Origin of the sequence: Martinezella calliandrae (assembly GCF_030272695.1) — a bacterium.
Lineage (GTDB): Bacteria > Pseudomonadota > Alphaproteobacteria > Rhizobiales > Rhizobiaceae > Rhizobium > Rhizobium calliandrae.
In genome coordinates, this window is the sequence record NZ_JARFYN010000006.1 from 1 (window position 1) to 15,992 (window position 15,992).

The window sequence follows — 15,992 nt, forward strand, 5'->3', positions numbered from 1 at the left end:
TGGACTTCAGGGCGGCGACCTGGCCGGTCTTCAGCGCACCGATCTGGTCGGTGGAGAGGGCGGCAACGTCGTCGGTGGAGAGAACGCCGATCTGCTTCGAGGTGAGAGCGGCAACCTGCGTGCTCGCCAATGCGGCGACCTGGCTGGTGGAGAGGCCGGCGACGTCGGCTGTGGTGAGCGCGGCGACCTGATCGGCGGAGAGGCCTCCCAGCTGAGCCGTGGACAGGACGGCCAGTTGATCCAGGTTCAAGCCGAGAATGGCGGTCGCCGATACGGCACCTAGCTGCTCGGAGGTGAAGGTGGATATATCCTGCGTTACAAAAGCGGAAATCTGCGTTGAGTTCAGCGCCTTGATCTGGGCGGTGCTCAGTGCCGCCACGTCGTCCGTGGTCAGCTGTTTGATCGTTGAGGTGGCAAGTGCCTTAATCTGATTGATGCTCAGAGAAGAAATAACTGAAGTCATGGACGCGCGCCCCTGGTGTTAGCTGACTGCGAAAATCACTCCTCAGCCTTCGGCCGCTCGAGAAGACCAGCAAATCCATCGCGGCGTCGTTAGACGCGCGTTTGCTGGCAGCGTTACCCGCTTGACCGGACGCCCATACCGGCGTCGACTATTCGGGCGACCTGTCGGAAGAGAATGAATTGACACGGAACATGGCTCGGACGAGCCGGCGCGTTGGAAGGGCATCATGCTTCCAGAGCCATGCAATGGCCCTGATCCCTACGCCATGGACGCCAATGTCTTGCCTTGCAACCCCGGTTCGCCCAGACCAGTCGTTTGCTCAAGGGCGAATCGCGTTCTTCAGCAGAACTCTCGCGACCAAGAACGGTTTTATTCTTTTGCTTTTAATTTTGAATTAACGACCGCTAAGTCTCGCCACTTCCCAACAACAGATCCCGCGTAATACTTGCGCGCTATTCCGGTAAAATTGTAGGCGTGCAGCCGCACACCTTGGGCGATCAAGATGATACCGGGGTCGAAACACTGAGCGGACTGGGGCGTCCCGTCCGGCCTAGGCGGAAGGGCGGCGGTTGTGGAAACCTGTAACGCGCACCACCACCTGCTGGTGATTGGGGTAGAGCGCGATATACTCATACTGGAGGCCGGTACTTTCCACGAATTCCTTGAATGCCTTGAATTCGTGCATCTCCCAGCCGGGATAGTTGAAGTATTCGTCAAAAATGATGATCGTCCCCGGCACTAAGCGTTCACGCAGCTGCGTCAAGACAGTTTGCGTCGAGCTGTAGAGGTCGCAATCGACGTGTAGGAGAGATACCGGGCCAGGATGGGCGTCGAGGAATTGCGGCAAGGTCCTGTCGAACCATCCGACAACCAGTTCGACGTTGGACGCGACCGCGGGAAGATCCGCGCGGCCAAAGGCGCCCTTGCCATACCCATCGCGCCAGTCCTCCGGAAGCCCTTCGAAGCTGTCAAACCCGTATACGGGACCCGATCTGCCCTGCGCGATGCGGTTGATCGACCGCCCTGAGAAGACGCCGAATTCCAAGGTCAGGCCCTCAACGGCAGCGCAGGAAACAGCGTAGTCGATCAATTCTACCGCTGTGTTGAGGCGTTTTGCGCCGATCATACGGGAGTATAGGTATTGTGAAGACGAAACTGCGGCGGAAAGACGCGCGACTGTATCGAGATTGAACGCGTCTCCTCGGGGATTCCCCAATATCTGTTCGACCATAACGGCCAGAAACTGCACAAATTGCGGGCTGTCTAGTGAGGGGACATTCATACGTTGGTGCTTTCCGTGGCGCTGACTGAAGCTTTTCTCCCCTATATGCGTAGGGAGAGAAGCTTACCCGGAGCGTACGTCACGTCGATGAGCACCGACGATGGTGCGAGGGGCGATATCCGACAGGTGGGACGGCTTGGCCTCGGTTCGGCATGAAATCGCGGCCTTACATCAGGCGTTTATCAGGGCATTTTGCGTCATGACAGGCCGCGACAAAAGCCACGCGGGTTTCGATTGCAGTTGTACGGCCTTCAAAACAATCGATGCAGACGCGCAAGGCCATAGGCGTTTGCGTGGCGCATTGGCCAATCGGCACTCAGGCAATCCGTGGCCTGGGCCGCGGTCTGGATGACGCGGATATTTTTCGGCAGGCGACGACAGCCTTTCTCCGGGCGGTTTGAAACATCGCACTTCTCGTTTTGGCATTTCAAAACGGTATAGCGGTGGTTTCGTTCCAGGCAGCCTTCGGGTTAGAAATGAAGTTGAGGCGCAAGAAGGAATGTCCGGTGATGCAGCCGACCTTATCCTGCCATTGTGGTTTCGATCGGTACGCCGGCTTCCTTGGCTGCTGCAAGAAAGCTATTGCGCGCTTCACGCGGCTGTCTGATTCCGCTTTCAACATCCGCACATATTTGCAAGGCCATCATGAACGCCTTGCCTTCGGCAACCGGCCACGCATTCAGCAGCATGTCCAATGCCTCTTTCGTGGTGCCAACGGTATAGCTTTTCCCCGTGCGCGTGCAAATGACCACCACCGGGAAATTCCAACGTCTGTTGCTCATCGTCGCCAGCTCCAACCCACGCCCCTCAGGCTACGGCTGAGAGATGTAAAGGTACAGACGAAATTCAAGGCCGCGTCGGATGCGACATAAATGTCGGGCTCAGAGAACGGGTTCCGCTCGAACCCCGTACCCTCGCAAAAACATATCCACTGCTTGTTCCGCCGACCCTCGAATCTGTGCCTCCGTCGGTGTTTCACCAAACAACGTGGTCATCTGCAGGTCGGCGTTGATCAGCGCGGTGAATTGGCGGGCGGCGAGGTCGCAGTCGGGGATATCAAGGAGGCCCTGGTGGTGGAGGCGCGCCAAGATCGCGCCCAGTGCCGTGCCGATCTTGCAGGGTCCGTGTTCGCGCCATGCTTCGAAAAGATGCGGATAACGGGGACCCTCGGACTGGAGGAGCTTGCGCAGGAATTTTCCGTCCTGATTATAAAGACAGTTGCGGTTGAGATCGACCGCAAAGGCAATCAGGTCCTCTCGAAGGTTTTCCGGCTTGTCGGGGAAGGCGGCCAGCGCAGCGAACAGGGCGGTATTGGCGCGTGCAGTCACGTCGGCGACAACGGCGACAAATAGTGTCTCTTTCTCGCGGTAGTGATTGTAGATGGTTTGGCGGGAGACGCACGCTTCCTCTGCGATCTCGTCAATGCTCGCGCCGGAAAATCCCTCACGGCAGAAGACTTCCGCCGCAGCGTCAAGGATGGGAACACGCTTCAGGCATTGGGCGGGTCTTATTGTCTTTGCCTGCGTGGCGGCGTTTCGGCTTTTCATGGGGTGAAGATAATCCGCATTGACGGTTTGGACAATAGTGTCTATTTTTACATCCCTGTCCAAATTAATGGACGAGTATGTTAAACATTATTCGGGGCCGCGCTTTCCTCCCAAGATCGTGTGGCGTTCCTAAAACGCAATCCGAGAATTCATCGGGCATCCCGTCGATTTTCGGGTGGTTTGTTCGTCGAAGAGAAGGCAATGGAATCCTTGTCTGGGCGCCATTGCCATCCAGCGCACTGTTTTTAACGCCTCCCGCAGGGAGGCGCGGCGCGAAGGCAATCCGGTCTTCACGCGCAAATCTTCTGAAAGATCATCATCATGACGACTTCTTTCCTTCGCTATGCGATCATCCTCGGCCTGCTTTCGGCCATCGGTCCCTTCGCGATCGACATGTATCTTCCCGCCTTGCCATCGATCGGCAAAGATCTCGCGGCCGAGAACGGTGTCGTCCAGCTGAGCCTGTTGTTCTTCTTCATTCCCTTTGCCGTTTTTCAATTGCTCTATGGGCCGCTTTCGGACATGTGGGGACGTAAGGCACCGCTCTATCTCGGTATCGGCCTGTTCGCGTTGGCCAGCATCGGTGCTGCGACGACAAGCAATATCGAGACGCTGATCGCCTTCCGCTTCTTGCAGGGCATTGGCGGCGCGGCCGGTATGGTCGTGCCCCGCGCCGTCGTGCGCGACATGCATACCGGTGTTCAGGCGGCGCGGCTGATGTCGTTGCTGATGCTTGTCTTCAGCATTTCACCGATTCTCGCGCCACTCACAGGCAGCGCCGTCATCGCCTTCTATGGCTGGCGCGGTGTGTTCTGGGCGGTAACCATCGCGGCCGCGATCGGCCTGATCTTGCTATCGACGCAGCTCGAAGAGACTAGAACGAAGGAGGACCGCGGCCAAAGCGGCTTGCGGAGCGCGATGGCGGCTTATCGCCTGCTGCTCGGCGACCGCAATTTCCTGACGCTGACCTTCATCGGTGGTCTCGGCATCTCGGGCTTCCTAGTCTACCTTGCCAATTCGCCCTTCGTCTTGATCGATCATTACGGTCTGACCCCGACACAATACAGCTTCGCCTTCTCGATCAATGCCGTTTCCTTCTTCGCTGTGTCGCAGCTGACCGGCTGGCTCGGCGAGCGTTACGGGCTGGTGCGGGTGATGCGCGTCGCGGTCACCGCCTTCGCCTTTACCATGGCGGGGCTGGTGGTGGTCATGAGCCTTGGCTTTAACCAGTTGCCGATCATGGTGGTGTTCCTGTTCGTCGGTTATGGTTTCCTCGGACTGGTCATCCCGACGACGGCGGTGCTGGCTCTGGAAGATCATGGCGAGATTGCCGGCACGGCCTCGGCACTAATGGGTACATTACAATTTGTCACCGCCGCCATCGCCATGGTCATTGCCAGCCTGTTCTTCGATGGCACTGCCCTGCCCATGGCCGCTGGCATTGCACTGTGCGCGGTCGCCGCCTTCCTGCTGACACAGGCGACCATTGCCCGCCGGCCGGTGGCGGAAGTGGCCGCAGAATAGGGGCTGTTTTCCTGCGGGAACGGGGAGGCCGGGGCATCGCTCCGGCCTTTTTAATTCCGGTGACGCTGCAAAAGAGATCCCTTGCGGAGAGGCGCAAGATCATCAAAGACTTGAGATGCAGCGGAAGGAGGTGCGCGGATGGGTAGTTTCGCGGAGATTTTGGAGCGGGCGGAAAAGCGCAAGGGCGGGGCGGAGGGGCTGAGGGCGCTTCTGCCGGAGGCGCCCGATCATGCTGTGTTGCGCGCCACACCGGATGATCGGCTGCTATCGCAAATGACGCGCTATGTCTTCTATGCCGGTTTCGTGCGCAATGTCATCGATTCCAAATGGCCGGGTTTCGAAGCGGCTTTTGCCGGTTTCGACCCGGCTTTCCTCAACCTCGCGCCTGACGACTATTGGCACGATCTGACCTCCGACACGCGCATCGTGCGCAACGGCGCCAAGATCATGTCGGTGCGGGACAACGCGCAATTCATTCGCCAGCTTGCCGATGAGCATGGCAGCGCCGGGCGCTTCTTTGCTGATTGGCCGGTGGAGGATCACATCGACCTGCTGGCTGTCCTCGACAAGCGCGCCAACCGTCTTGGCGGCATGAGCGGCCAATATTTCCTGCGCGCGATCGGGCGCGACAGTTTCGTCATGAGCCATGACGTGCTGGTCTGCCTGCGCCTTGCCGGTTTGCCGATCTCGGAGACGAAACCGACCAAGAAGGACCTGCGCCTGATCCAGGATCAGTTCAATGCCTGGGGCGCCGAAACGGGCCTGCCACAAACCTATCTCTCGCGCATCTGCGCCTTCTCTGTGGGCATGCCGGGGGAAGAAGAAGAGGTCTGATTGATTTGACCGGCCGAATGATATTGGATCGTCCCGGGAATAGGGAGAGACTATCATGTCGACCGACAACAGGCCGTTGGCCATAAGCGCACCTGAGCCGCGCTCGCTCGAGCTTATCTTCACAAAGGATGCGCTATCGCTCCTCCATTCGAAATATCGGATCGTCGAGGCGGACCCGGAGAATGTTGCTGGACTTGGCGACGATGTGCTTGGTGAGGCGCGCTATATCATCGGCCAGCCCCCGCTTTCGAAGGAGACGTTCGACCGCATGCCGCGCTTGCGCTGTATCCTGAATGTCGAAAGCAATCTCATCAACAACATGCCCTATGACGTTCTGTTCGAGCGCGGCATTCATGTCGTCACCACCGGACAAGTCTTCGCCGAACCGGTGGCGGAAATCGGACTCGGGTTCGCGCTCAGCCTGGCACGCGGTATCGTCGATGCCGATCTCGATTTTCGCGAGGGCAGGGAACTTTGGGGCGGTGACGGCAATAAAAAGGCGCGGCTGCTCTCTGGCAGCGATATCGGTATCGTCGGCTTCGGTGATCTCGGCAAGGCGCTGAACCGGGTGCTGTCGGGCTTTCGAGCGAACATCAGAGTGTTCGACCCCTGGATGCCGCCTTCGATCCTCAGGGAACATGGCGTCCAGCCGGCTGGCCTCGACGAGGTGCTGTCGAGCAGCGATTTCGTTTTCGTCGTCGCCTCCGTCACCAGCGAAAACAAGGGTTTCCTCGGCGCGGAGGCTTTTGCGCGCATGCGCAAGGGGGCGGCCTTTATCCTGCTTAGCCGCGCCGATGTCGTGGATTTCGAAGCATTGATGGCTGCGGTTGCTTCCGGCCATATCGTCGCGGCGAGCGATGTCTATCCGGAGGAACCGCTCGGCAAGGACCATCCAGTCCGTGGCCTCAAAGGCTTCATCCGCTCGGCCCACCGCGCCGGCGCCCTGGATAGCGCCTTCAAGAAAATGGGCGACATGGTGTTGGAAGACATGGACCTGATGGATCGCGGCCTGCCGCCGATGCGCTGCAAGCGCGCGGAGCGCGAGACCGTATCGCGGATGCGCTCCAAGCCGGTCAGCAGGAACTGAAGCCGCGGCTTGCTACGGATGCCCATCCGTTGCGACCGCGGGTGGTTTACCTTGCCGATTGTAAATATATAGAAATCATGGAGATAATGGTCGCATACTTCAGATATTGAGGACAAGCCATGAAGCCGATCCAGATCTATGCCTTCGATATGAACTGCGTCGGGCATATCAATCACGGCCTCTGGACGCATCCGCGCGATACGTCGCTGAATTATACCGACCTCGATTACTGGGTGGATTTCGCGCGCACGGCCGAGCGCGGCAAGCTCGACGGCATTTTCCTGGCCGATATTGTCGGTGTCTACGATGTCTATAAGGGCGGCCCTGAGACCTCGATCCGGACGGCCGCGCAAATACCGGTCAACGACCCGATCATTCCATTGTCAGCCATGGCCTATGTGACAAAGCATTTGGGCTTCGGCGTCACCGTCAATACGACTTACGAGCCACCCTTTCTTTTTGCACGGCGGATGTCGACGCTCGATCATCTGACGAAGGGCCGCATCGGCTGGAACATCGTCACCGGTTATCTCGATAGCGCCGCTCGCAGCATGGGCATGGAGCGCCAGCCGGATCACGATGCGCGTTATGATGCCGCCGAAGAGTACCTCGAGGTTGTCTACAAGCTCTGGGAGGGAAGCTGGGACGACGATGCGGTCAAACGGGACAAGATCGGCGGTCTGTTTGCCGATCCATCCAGGGTGCGCGTCGTCCGCCACGAAGGCAGCCATTATCGGATGGACGGCATTCACTTGAGCGAACCGTCGCCCCAGCGTACGCCGTTGCTTTTGCAAGCCGGTGCTTCGGCCCGTGGGCAGGATTTTGCCGCGCGGCACGCCGAATGTGTCTTCATCGCCAGCCCGACGCCGCAGGGCGCGAGGCCGATGACGCAGGCGCTTCGGCAGCGGGTCGTCAACTTCGGCCGGCGCGCCGACGATCTCAGTATCGTCAATCTCATCAGCGTCGTCGTTGGGCGAACGCAGAAGGAGGCGCAGGACAAGCTGGAGGATTATCGCCGCCATGCCAACGTCGAGGCGTCGCTCGCGCATTATTCCAGCTCGATCGGTATCGATCTTTCCAAGTTCGGCCTGGACGAGCCGATCGAACAGACGACGACGAATGCGCAGCAGGCCGCTCTTGCGGCGGTGAGTGGCAAGAGCAGCGGCAAACCGGCGATGACGCCACGGCAGATCATGGACCAGATGGTGCTCGGCAGCCGGCAGAAGCCGATCGTCGGCTCGCCTGAGCAGATTGCCGATCGCTTGCAGACCTGGGTGGAGGACGGTGGCATCGACGGCTTCAATCTGGCGCGGACAGTTGCGCCGGAGAGCTTGCGCGATTTCGTCGATCTCGTCATCCCCGTGTTGCAGGAGCGTGGGCTGTTCAAGGCGGACTATGCCGAGGGAACGTTGCGTGAGAAGCTGTTCGGCCGAGGCGATGGGCGGCTGCCGTCAAGCCATCCGGCGGCCGCGTTCCGTCATCGGATTTGACAGATTGGTTCAGCGATGATCGAGCTTCGCGACGAGGCGGTCGCCGAGCCATTGCAGGCCGCAGACGAGGATAATCAGTATGAGGACGACCGCGATCATCACGCCGGTCTCAAAACGCTGGTAGCCATAGCGGATCGCCAGGTCGCCGAGACCGCCGCCGCCGATAGTGCCGGCCATGGCCGAGGCGCCGATCAGGGTCACCAACGTCACCGTAAAGCCCGCAACGATGCCGGGCAGTGCTTCAGGCACCAGCACTTCGCGAATGATCGTCCAGCGATTGCCGCCCATGGCCCGAACCGCATCGATCAGGCCGCGGTCGACCTCCCGCAACGAGACCTCCGCGATGCGGGCGTAATAGGGGATCGCCGCTATGGTGAGTGGCACGATCGCCGCGGTCGTGCCAAGCGCGGTGCCGACGATCAGCCGCGTCAGCGGAATCATAGCGATCAGCAGAATGAGGAAAGGCACGGCGCGAAAGCCGTTCACCAGCGCGGCGAGGGCACGATTGGCGGTGAGCTGTTCGGCGATGCCGTCGCGCCCGGTAACGACCAGGGCAAGGCCGAGTGGGAGGCCGATGATGAGCGAGATCAGGCCGGATGCTCCGGTCATCCAGATCGTTTCCCAGAAGGAACGCCAGAGCAGGCGGAGGATGATGTCAGTTGTCATAGCCCAAAACCTCCACCCGGGCAGACCGGGCCGTCAGAAAATCAGTCACCTGCGCCGCTAGCGTTGCATCGCGTGTCGGCACCGCGATGAAGAAGCGAGCGAAGGGCTGGTTGTGAATATGATCGATGCCGCCATGAACCAGGCGGAAGGAATGCGGCAGCGCCGCGGAAAGTTCGGCGAAGAGCGCGCCTTGCGCGGCCGGGCCGGCGAGATCGACACGCAGGATCGCCTCGACACCCTGGATCTGCGACAGCCGCTCGGCGATATGCTCAGGAAGCTGCGGGCGGATGGTGCTGAAAAGGCTCGCGGTGATTTCTGTCTGCGGGTTGGCGAAGATCTGCCAGACCGGGCCCTCCTCGACGATGCGGCCTTTATCGATAACGGCCACACGATCGGCAATCGAGCGCACCACTTCCATCTCGTGGGTGATGAGGAGGATCGTCAGGCCGAGCTTGCGGTTGATTTCCTTCAGTAGCGCCAGGATGGAGCGCGTGGTTTCGGGATCGAGAGCGGAAGTTGCTTCGTCGGAAAGGAGGAGGGCGGGGCGGGCGGCCAGCGCCCGGGCGATGCCGACACGCTGCTTCTGCCCGCCTGAAAGCACCGAAGGATAGGCTTTCGCCTTGTCGGCGAGACCGACGAGTTCGAGCAGCTCCCGGGCTCGCATCAAGCGCCCCGCCTTGGCGACGCCTGCGATCTTCAAGGGAAGTGCGACATTGTCTTCGACGGTCTTGGCCGAAAGCAGATTGAAATGCTGGAAAATCATGCCGATGCGGCGGCGCAGCGGCTGCAGCTCGTTTTCCGACAGGCTGGCGATATTACATCCTTCGATATAGATTTCGCCGTTATCGGCCCGTTCCAGTCCGTTGAGGCAACGGATCAGCGTCGACTTGCCGGCGCCGCTGCGGCCGATGATCCCGACGATTTCGCCACGGCGGGCCGTCAGCGAAATGCCGTCGAGGGCGGGGTTCGTGCCGAACCGACGCCTGACATCAACAAGGCGGACGATCTCGTCACTCTCCGACGTGCCAGGCGGGGCATGTCCTTTGATGGCCGTGGCGGAAACAAAGGAATTCATGTCAATCTTCTCTCGGCTTTGCGGCGTCGGGCGCTGATCTGCTGGAACACCGAAGGCGGCTCGAGCAGAAATGCCCAGGCCGCCTTGGTGCTCAGCGCTGCCCCCGGCGCTGAATTGGAGTTAGTAGGCGCTGAGCCCCGTACCCTTGTAGACCTTGTCGAACTCGGCCTTGACCGTATCGTTCTGATAAGAGGCGACCAGCGTCTTCACCCAGACCTCGTTTTCGCTGCCCTGCTTGACGGCGATGAAGTTGCGGTAGGGATTGCCGTCGATCGGCTCCTGGGCAATGCGGTCTTTCGGCGAAAGCCCGCTTTTCAGCGCCCAGTCGGTATTGACGACAGCGGCGTCGAGATCATCGATCGAACGGCCGATAATGCCTGCGTCGAGCTCCTTGATGTCAATATTTTTTGGGTTCTCTACGATGTCGCCGGTGGTAGCGAGAATGCCGGTGCCGTCCTTGAGTTTGATGACGCCCTCATTCTGCAGCACGCGCAAGGCACGGCCTTCGTTGGACGGATCGTTCGGCACGCCGATGACCGCGCCCTTCGGCAGATCGGCAACTGACTTGTATTTCCTGGTGTAGAGACCGATCGGCCAGACGCCGGTATAGCCGACACGGACGATATGGTAGCCGTGCTGCTTGATCTGGTTGTCGAGATAAGGCTGGTGTTGGAAGGCGTTGGCGTCGACTTCGCCGCGTTCCAGCGCTTCGTTCGGCTGGGTATAGTCGTTGAAGACGACGGCTTCGATCTTCAGGCCCTTCTTGGCGGCTTGCGTGGCCACCACGCGCCAGACGTCTTCGTCTTCACCGCTCATGATGCCGACCTTGATCGTCTTGTCGGCGGCAAAGGAGGGAGTGGCTGCCGTCAGGCCGAAGATGGCGATAGCGGAGGCGATGAGCGCGGCAAGGCCGGTCCGGCGCGAGAAACGCAGCGCAGCGAGACCTTCATAAGACTTTTTCGTCATGGGAAATCCTGTTCCATGTGATTGAGACGCATCGTCTCGTTGACGGCGTGGATCATCTCAGACGGTCGTAGGTCACGCGAAGCAGGATCATTTGTTGTGCGCCGCAGTTCTGAAAAACTCTTTTTGACCCGCGGCTGATCGAGAACTAATTTTCTATAGAGATAGTAGATTATTATTGTGCGCCGGCAATTTTGGATGCATTGAAATTGTGCATATCAGCGGTGGATTGGATCTTTCCAGAGCACTTCTTCCGGCTTTTCGACCGGTTCGATATCAAGATTGACGACGACGGGTTCCTGGCCGGAGCGGACCAGCACGCATTCCAACGTCTCGTCGCGACTGGCGTTGATCTCCTGATGCGGCACGAAGGGCGGCACGTAGATGAAATCGCCGGGGCCGGCTTCGGCGACGAATTCCAGGTTTTCGCCCCAACGCATGCGCGCCTTGCCCTTGACGACATAGATGATGCTTTCGAGATCGCCGTGATGGTGGGCGCCGGTCTTGGCGTTGGCGTGGATCGTCACCGTCCCGGCCCAGATTTTCTCAGCACCCGCGCGGGCGTGATTGATAGCGGTGGCCCGATTCATGCCTGGCGTCTGCGCTGTGTTCGGATCGAGCGCATCGGAAGGGATGATCTTGACGCCATGTTCACGCCAGTCAACCGGCTCGTGATGGTGGTCGTGATCGTGCCCATGATCGTTGCTCATGGCTATCCTTTCACTGCCGAGGAAGGGATTCGCGTCGCTTCCAGAGATGAGTTGCTACATTAGCCTATGGCGAAACCATTCAAAAATATAGGGAATTACAGAAAGTTTCGAAAGAGGCTTTTCAAGTCGAGATTAATCTATAGACTCGATCAAGTTAATTGACCGGCGGGAACATTTCGTGTTTATCCCGCGTTGCGCCGGTCGCGAATAAATCGTTTGCCGCGTCGCTTGTCCGATCAAATCTGTTCGGGGCGCGCGCCAGATGCAGAAGCAGCGCGTAGGCCTCTCCACCGGAGGCCGAATACATTTTCAGATTATGCGCCGGACTTCCACTTGAAAGGAGACAGACATGAGCAATGCCTTGCCGCCCCTTCATGAGGGTCATGCCCCCATTACTTTGCAACAGCTCTTCAGGGAAGCGCTCTATGCTTTCGAGGAATGGGACACAGAAGTCACCGAACCGATCGTGATGTTCGAAGGGAAGGTTGTTCCCGTCAGCGTCGTTTTCGAAGCCATGCGTGAATGCACTGATATCGTACCCAACAATATCGTCACTGCTGTCACTGAACGGCTGACAAAGCCTTGGGAAGGCGAAGGTCCTCTGGACACGATGACCTTTTCGACCGCAGCCCGAGTGATGGGCGTTCTCGTTCGCAAACGCCTCCTGGTCGTCAACAACGGTGTCAATGTCGCCGCTGTCGTTGCGGAAACCCAGGCAGCGGAAAAGTCGGACCGCTAAGAAATAGCGCATGATTTATTGAGGAACCCGTCGGTTTTCGCCGACGGGTTCCCACGTTATGTGATGGGATTAGACACCACCAAATTCAGACGGACTCTCCTCTCCAGTGCTGACACAAGGTCACTAGCACATCGTTTCTATCCCCGTAGGCGGGCCACCGACCCGCGCCGCCGCCGCCGCATGTATCGCGTGCCGGACATGATCCACATTTTGCGGTTGGATGATCGCCACTGACGCTTATCGACAACGCCATTCCAGACTTTCCGACAGAGGTCGTAGTCCCGGTGACCGGCGGTAACGACAGGACAATGGGAGCTTATTGCGGACAGTTCCCTCAACAACAGCTCAGACGTTTCTGCCTCCCCCGGGGCCGACTTCAATCTTTCATTGCCTTGGAACTTCAACAACTCCGCGTTGCTCGCAGCAGTGCGTTTTGGTTGGGAGTTGTCTTGGATGGCATCTGCTACCTACAGCTCTAGCTGCGGTTGACGTCAAATTCTGGATCGACGGGGATCTGCATGGCGGTCACCAGATGGTTCGTCTGTCCGGCAAGGCCGATGACGGCCAGCATTTCGCCATGCTGTGCGTCCGTCATGCCTTTTGACCTGGCGGCGGCGGTGTGGGAGTGAACGCAGTAAGTGCATCCATTGGCCGTGGAAACGGCGATATAGATCATCTCGCGCACCAGCGGATCGAGCGCACCGTCAGCCATCATCACTGACTTCAGCCCCTCCCAGGTGCGCTTCAAGAGCGCCGGATCGTTGGCCAGACCACGCCAGAAGTTATTGACGAAATCGGATTTTCTGACGGCACGGATATCATCGAATACGGCCTTGACCGCCGGGATCGCCTCGACTTCCGCGTCATCGAGCAATTTGACTGTCGTCATCTCAAGTCTCCTTTCAACAATCCAAATTGATGCGAAAGCTATAGCGCATTTTCGCGGGGACTTCGCCGAATGGCGCGCCCGGTCACGCCCCCTCTTTTCGTTTGCAAAAATCATCCATATGTGAAAATACTATTCACATAAGAAAATCGAACGTCGGACGCAGGGAGTTCGACAGGCGGAGGCGTCTGCCGAAGTGGGGGCGGTTGGCTGACTTGATGTTAGGGAAGCGGAAATAATCATGGTGGTGGAAAAGGAATTGCCGCTGGCCGGCCTGATGGTCGTGGATATGAGTCAGTTCCTGTCCGGGCCCTATTGTACTTTGAGACTGATGGATCTCGGCGCCAGGGTCATCAAGATCGAGCGGCCGGAAGGCGGCGATCTCTCGCGGCGGCTCTATCTCAGCGATTGCGAGAGCGGTGATTCGACCATTTTCCACGCGATCAACCGTTCGAAAGAAAGCCTGGCGATAGACTTGAAGTGCGAGCGCGACATGCAAGCGCTGCGCAAGTTGATCTCCAAGGCTGATGTCCTGGTGCAGAATTTCCGGCCGGGAGTGATCGAGCGGCTTGGGTTGGATTATCAGGCTGCACAGGAGATCAATCCGCGGCTCGTCTATTGCTCGATCAGCGGTTTCGGCGACGAGGGTCCCTGGGTTTCGCGTCCGGGGCAGGATTTGCTGGCGCAATCGCGCTCCGGTGTCATGTGGCTGAACGGCGATGAAGGGCAGGGGCCAGTGCCGTTCGGCCTGGCGATCGGCGATATGCTGGCGGGTGCGGCGGCGGCCCAGGGCATTCTGGCGGCGCTGGTGCGCCGCGGTGTCACCGGCAAAGGCGGGCTGGTGGAGACAAGCCTGCTGGAGGCGCTGGTCGACCTGCAGGTGGAGGTGCTGACCGTCCATATGAACAGCGGCAACAAGCTACCGCAACGGTCCGGTTTCCGCAGCGCCCATGCCTATCTCTCCGCACCCTACGGCGTCTATCCCGCCAAAGACGGCTATCTCGCCATCGCCATGACCCCGATTTCGAAGCTTGCCGACCTGCTCGGAATGGACGAGCTCGCGCCCTATCGGGACGATCCGAAAAGCTGGTTTGCGGCTCGGGACGAGATCAAGGCGCTGATCTCGGCGCGTATCGGCACCCGTTCGGTGGATGAATGGCTGGCAATCCTCGAGCCAGCCGATATCTGGTGCGCCAAGGTACTGAACTGGCCGGAACTGTTGCAGAACGAGGGATTCGGCGTGCTCGACATGCTGCAGACGGTCGGCCGCGATGACGGCATTTCCGTGCTTACGACGCGCTCGCCGGTTCGCATCGACGGGCAACGACCGAAATTCGAACGTGCGGCCCCGCATGTCGGCGAGCATAATGCGGCGATCTGGGAAGAGTTCGGCCTCGGGTGACTATCCGAGAGATCGCCCGACAGGATTAGAAGGAGTTTTCCCATGACGCGCATCACCAATCTCCGCGTATTCGACCTACGCTTTCCGACCTCGCAGAGTCTGGACGGCTCCGATGCGATGAATCCCGATCCGGATTATTCCGCCGCCTACGTCATTCTCGATACCGACAAGCCAGGCCTCGAGGGTCATGGCCTGACCTTTACCATCGGCCGCGGCAACGACATCTGCTGCATGGCGATCGAGGCGATGCGCCATCTGGTCGTCGGCACCGAGCTTGCCATTGTATTGGAAAACCCCGGCAAATATTGGCGGCATCTGACCAGCGACAGCCAGCTCCGATGGATCGGCCCGGAGAAGGGTGCGATGCATCTCGCCACCGGCGCCGTTGTCAACGCTGTGTGGGACTTGCTCGCCAAGGAGGCCGGCAAGCCGGTCTGGCGGCTGGTCGCCGAGATGGATGCCGAGCGCATCGCCGATATCGTCGATTACCGCTACCTGACCGACGTTTTGACCCGCGACGAGGCCGTGGCCATCCTAAAGAAGTCCGAAACCGGCAAGGCGGAGCGCATCGGCGTTCTCGAGCGTGAAGGCTATGCCTGCTACACGACCTCGGCCGGCTGGCTCGGCTATGATGACGCCAAGCTGCGCCGTCTATGCCAGGAGGCGATTGATGCCGGCTTCAATCATGTGAAGATGAAAGTCGGCCGTGATCTCGCGGACGATATCCGTCGTCTCACCATCGCCCGTGAGGTGATAGGCCCGGATCGCTATCTGATGATCGATGCCAACCAGGTTTGGGAAGTCGGCCAGGCGATCGACTGGGTGCAAAAGCTTGCCTTCGCGAAACCCTTCTTCATCGAGGAGCCTACCAGCCCAGACGACGTTGCCGGCCATCGCAAGATCCGCCAGGCGATAGGGCCGGTAAAGGTCGCGACCGGCGAGATGTGCCAGAACCGGATCATGTTCAAGCAGTTCATCGCCGAAGGCGCGATCGACATCGTGCAGATCGATTCCTGCCGTATGGGCGGGCTGAACGAAGTCCTGGCCGTGCTGCTTGTGGCCGCGAAATACGGCCTGCCGGTCTGGCCGCATGCCGGCGGCGTTGGCTTGTGCGAATATGTGCAGCATCTGTCGATGATCGACTATGTCGCCGTCTCCGGCACCAAGGACGGCCGCGTGATCGAATATGTCGATCACCTGCACGAGCATTTCAAAGACCCCTGCATCATCCGCGACGCCGCCTATATGCCGCCGAGCTTGCCGGGCTTCTCGATCGAGATGAAATCTCAGTCGATTGCTGCCTATACGTTCAAGGGGTAAACCG

16 protein-coding genes and 1 pseudogene are annotated in these 15,992 nt (G+C 59.3%); 7 read left to right on the forward strand and 10 right to left on the reverse strand.

Annotation, left to right across the window (positions count from 1 at the left end; genetic code table 11):
- The 5 genes and pseudogenes from PY650_RS05975 to PY650_RS05990 all read right to left on the reverse strand — a co-directional run.
- Nucleotides 1-463 (reverse strand): annotated as a pseudogene (locus tag PY650_RS05975) (ice nucleation-like protein); the annotation flags it as partial.
- A gap of 550 nt (nt 464-1,013) precedes the next feature.
- The gene (locus PY650_RS05980; protein WP_285878127.1) at nt 1,014-1,694 is read right to left on the reverse strand and encodes a TylF/MycF/NovP-related O-methyltransferase; all 681 of its coding nucleotides are present in this window, start codon (nt 1,692-1,694) and stop codon (nt 1,014-1,016) included.
- Between the two features lie 302 nt (nt 1,695-1,996).
- Entirely contained in the window at nt 1,997-2,176 is a 180-nt protein-coding gene (locus tag PY650_RS37335; RefSeq protein WP_432761491.1) for a DUF982 domain-containing protein, read from the reverse strand.
- A 90-nt stretch (nt 2,177-2,266) separates the two neighbouring features.
- Nucleotides 2,267-2,542, reverse strand: a complete 276-nt coding sequence (locus PY650_RS05985) for a DUF982 domain-containing protein (protein WP_285878128.1) — start codon at nt 2,540-2,542, stop codon at nt 2,267-2,269.
- 84 nt (nt 2,543-2,626) lie between these two features.
- Complete coding sequence (locus tag PY650_RS05990; protein ID WP_285878129.1) at nt 2,627-3,292, reverse strand: TetR/AcrR family transcriptional regulator; 666 nt, start codon at nt 3,290-3,292, stop codon at nt 2,627-2,629.
- A gap of 321 nt (nt 3,293-3,613) precedes the next feature.
- Between PY650_RS05990 and PY650_RS05995 the strand changes: the two genes are divergently transcribed.
- The 4 genes from PY650_RS05995 (at nt 3,614) to PY650_RS06010 (ending at nt 8,227) form a co-directional block, all read left to right on the forward strand.
- Nucleotides 3,614-4,816 (forward strand): multidrug effflux MFS transporter, encoded by a 1,203-nt coding sequence (locus tag PY650_RS05995; RefSeq protein ID WP_285878130.1) that lies wholly within the window; start codon nt 3,614-3,616, stop codon nt 4,814-4,816.
- Between the two features lie 138 nt (nt 4,817-4,954).
- Nucleotides 4,955-5,650 carry a DNA-3-methyladenine glycosylase I gene (locus tag PY650_RS06000; RefSeq protein ID WP_285878131.1) on the forward strand — a complete coding sequence of 232 codons (696 nt, stop codon included), beginning with the start codon at nt 4,955-4,957 and terminating at the stop codon, nt 5,648-5,650.
- A gap of 55 nt (nt 5,651-5,705) precedes the next feature.
- On the forward strand, nt 5,706-6,737 hold the full coding sequence (locus PY650_RS06005) for a hydroxyacid dehydrogenase (RefSeq protein WP_285878132.1): 1,032 nt from the start codon (nt 5,706-5,708) through the stop codon (nt 6,735-6,737).
- 119 nt (nt 6,738-6,856) lie between these two features.
- The gene (locus PY650_RS06010) at nt 6,857-8,227 is read left to right on the forward strand and encodes an LLM class flavin-dependent oxidoreductase (RefSeq protein WP_285878133.1); all 1,371 of its coding nucleotides are present in this window, start codon (nt 6,857-6,859) and stop codon (nt 8,225-8,227) included.
- Between the two features lie 9 nt (nt 8,228-8,236).
- On the opposite strand, the gene PY650_RS06015 is transcribed toward PY650_RS06010, so the two are convergent.
- From PY650_RS06015 to PY650_RS06030, 4 genes are all read right to left on the reverse strand, one after another.
- A complete protein-coding gene (locus PY650_RS06015) occupies nt 8,237-8,893 on the reverse strand; it encodes a methionine ABC transporter permease (RefSeq protein ID WP_285878134.1) in 657 nt (218 codons plus the stop codon).
- On the reverse strand, nt 8,883-9,968 hold the full coding sequence (locus PY650_RS06020; RefSeq protein WP_285878135.1) for a methionine ABC transporter ATP-binding protein: 1,086 nt from the start codon (nt 9,966-9,968) through the stop codon (nt 8,883-8,885). Before PY650_RS06020 ends, PY650_RS06015 begins: the two co-directional genes overlap by 11 nt.
- A gap of 120 nt (nt 9,969-10,088) precedes the next feature.
- Nucleotides 10,089-10,934, reverse strand: coding sequence for a MetQ/NlpA family lipoprotein (locus PY650_RS06025; RefSeq protein ID WP_285878136.1), 846 nt, complete (start codon nt 10,932-10,934; stop codon nt 10,089-10,091).
- 215 nt (nt 10,935-11,149) lie between these two features.
- On the reverse strand, nt 11,150-11,641 hold the full coding sequence (locus PY650_RS06030) for a cupin domain-containing protein (protein ID WP_285878137.1): 492 nt from the start codon (nt 11,639-11,641) through the stop codon (nt 11,150-11,152).
- Between the two features lie 349 nt (nt 11,642-11,990).
- Here PY650_RS06030 and PY650_RS06035 point away from each other — a divergent pair, with 349 nt between their 5' ends.
- Nucleotides 11,991-12,380, forward strand: coding sequence for a BRA0787 family protein (locus PY650_RS06035; protein ID WP_285878138.1), 390 nt, complete (start codon nt 11,991-11,993; stop codon nt 12,378-12,380).
- Between the two features lie 475 nt (nt 12,381-12,855).
- On the opposite strand, the gene PY650_RS06040 is transcribed toward PY650_RS06035, so the two are convergent.
- Nucleotides 12,856-13,269 (reverse strand): carboxymuconolactone decarboxylase family protein, encoded by a 414-nt coding sequence (locus tag PY650_RS06040; protein ID WP_285878139.1) that lies wholly within the window; start codon nt 13,267-13,269, stop codon nt 12,856-12,858.
- A 238-nt stretch (nt 13,270-13,507) separates the two neighbouring features.
- Between PY650_RS06040 and PY650_RS06045 the strand changes: the two genes are divergently transcribed.
- Nucleotides 13,508-14,668: a CaiB/BaiF CoA transferase family protein gene (locus tag PY650_RS06045; protein WP_285878140.1), complete on the forward strand. Its 1,161-nt coding sequence runs from the start codon at nt 13,508-13,510 to the stop codon at nt 14,666-14,668.
- Between the two features lie 42 nt (nt 14,669-14,710).
- Entirely contained in the window at nt 14,711-15,988 is a 1,278-nt protein-coding gene (locus PY650_RS06050; protein ID WP_285878141.1) for an L-fuconate dehydratase, read from the forward strand.
- The last annotated feature ends 4 nt before the right edge of the window (nt 15,989-15,992 follow it).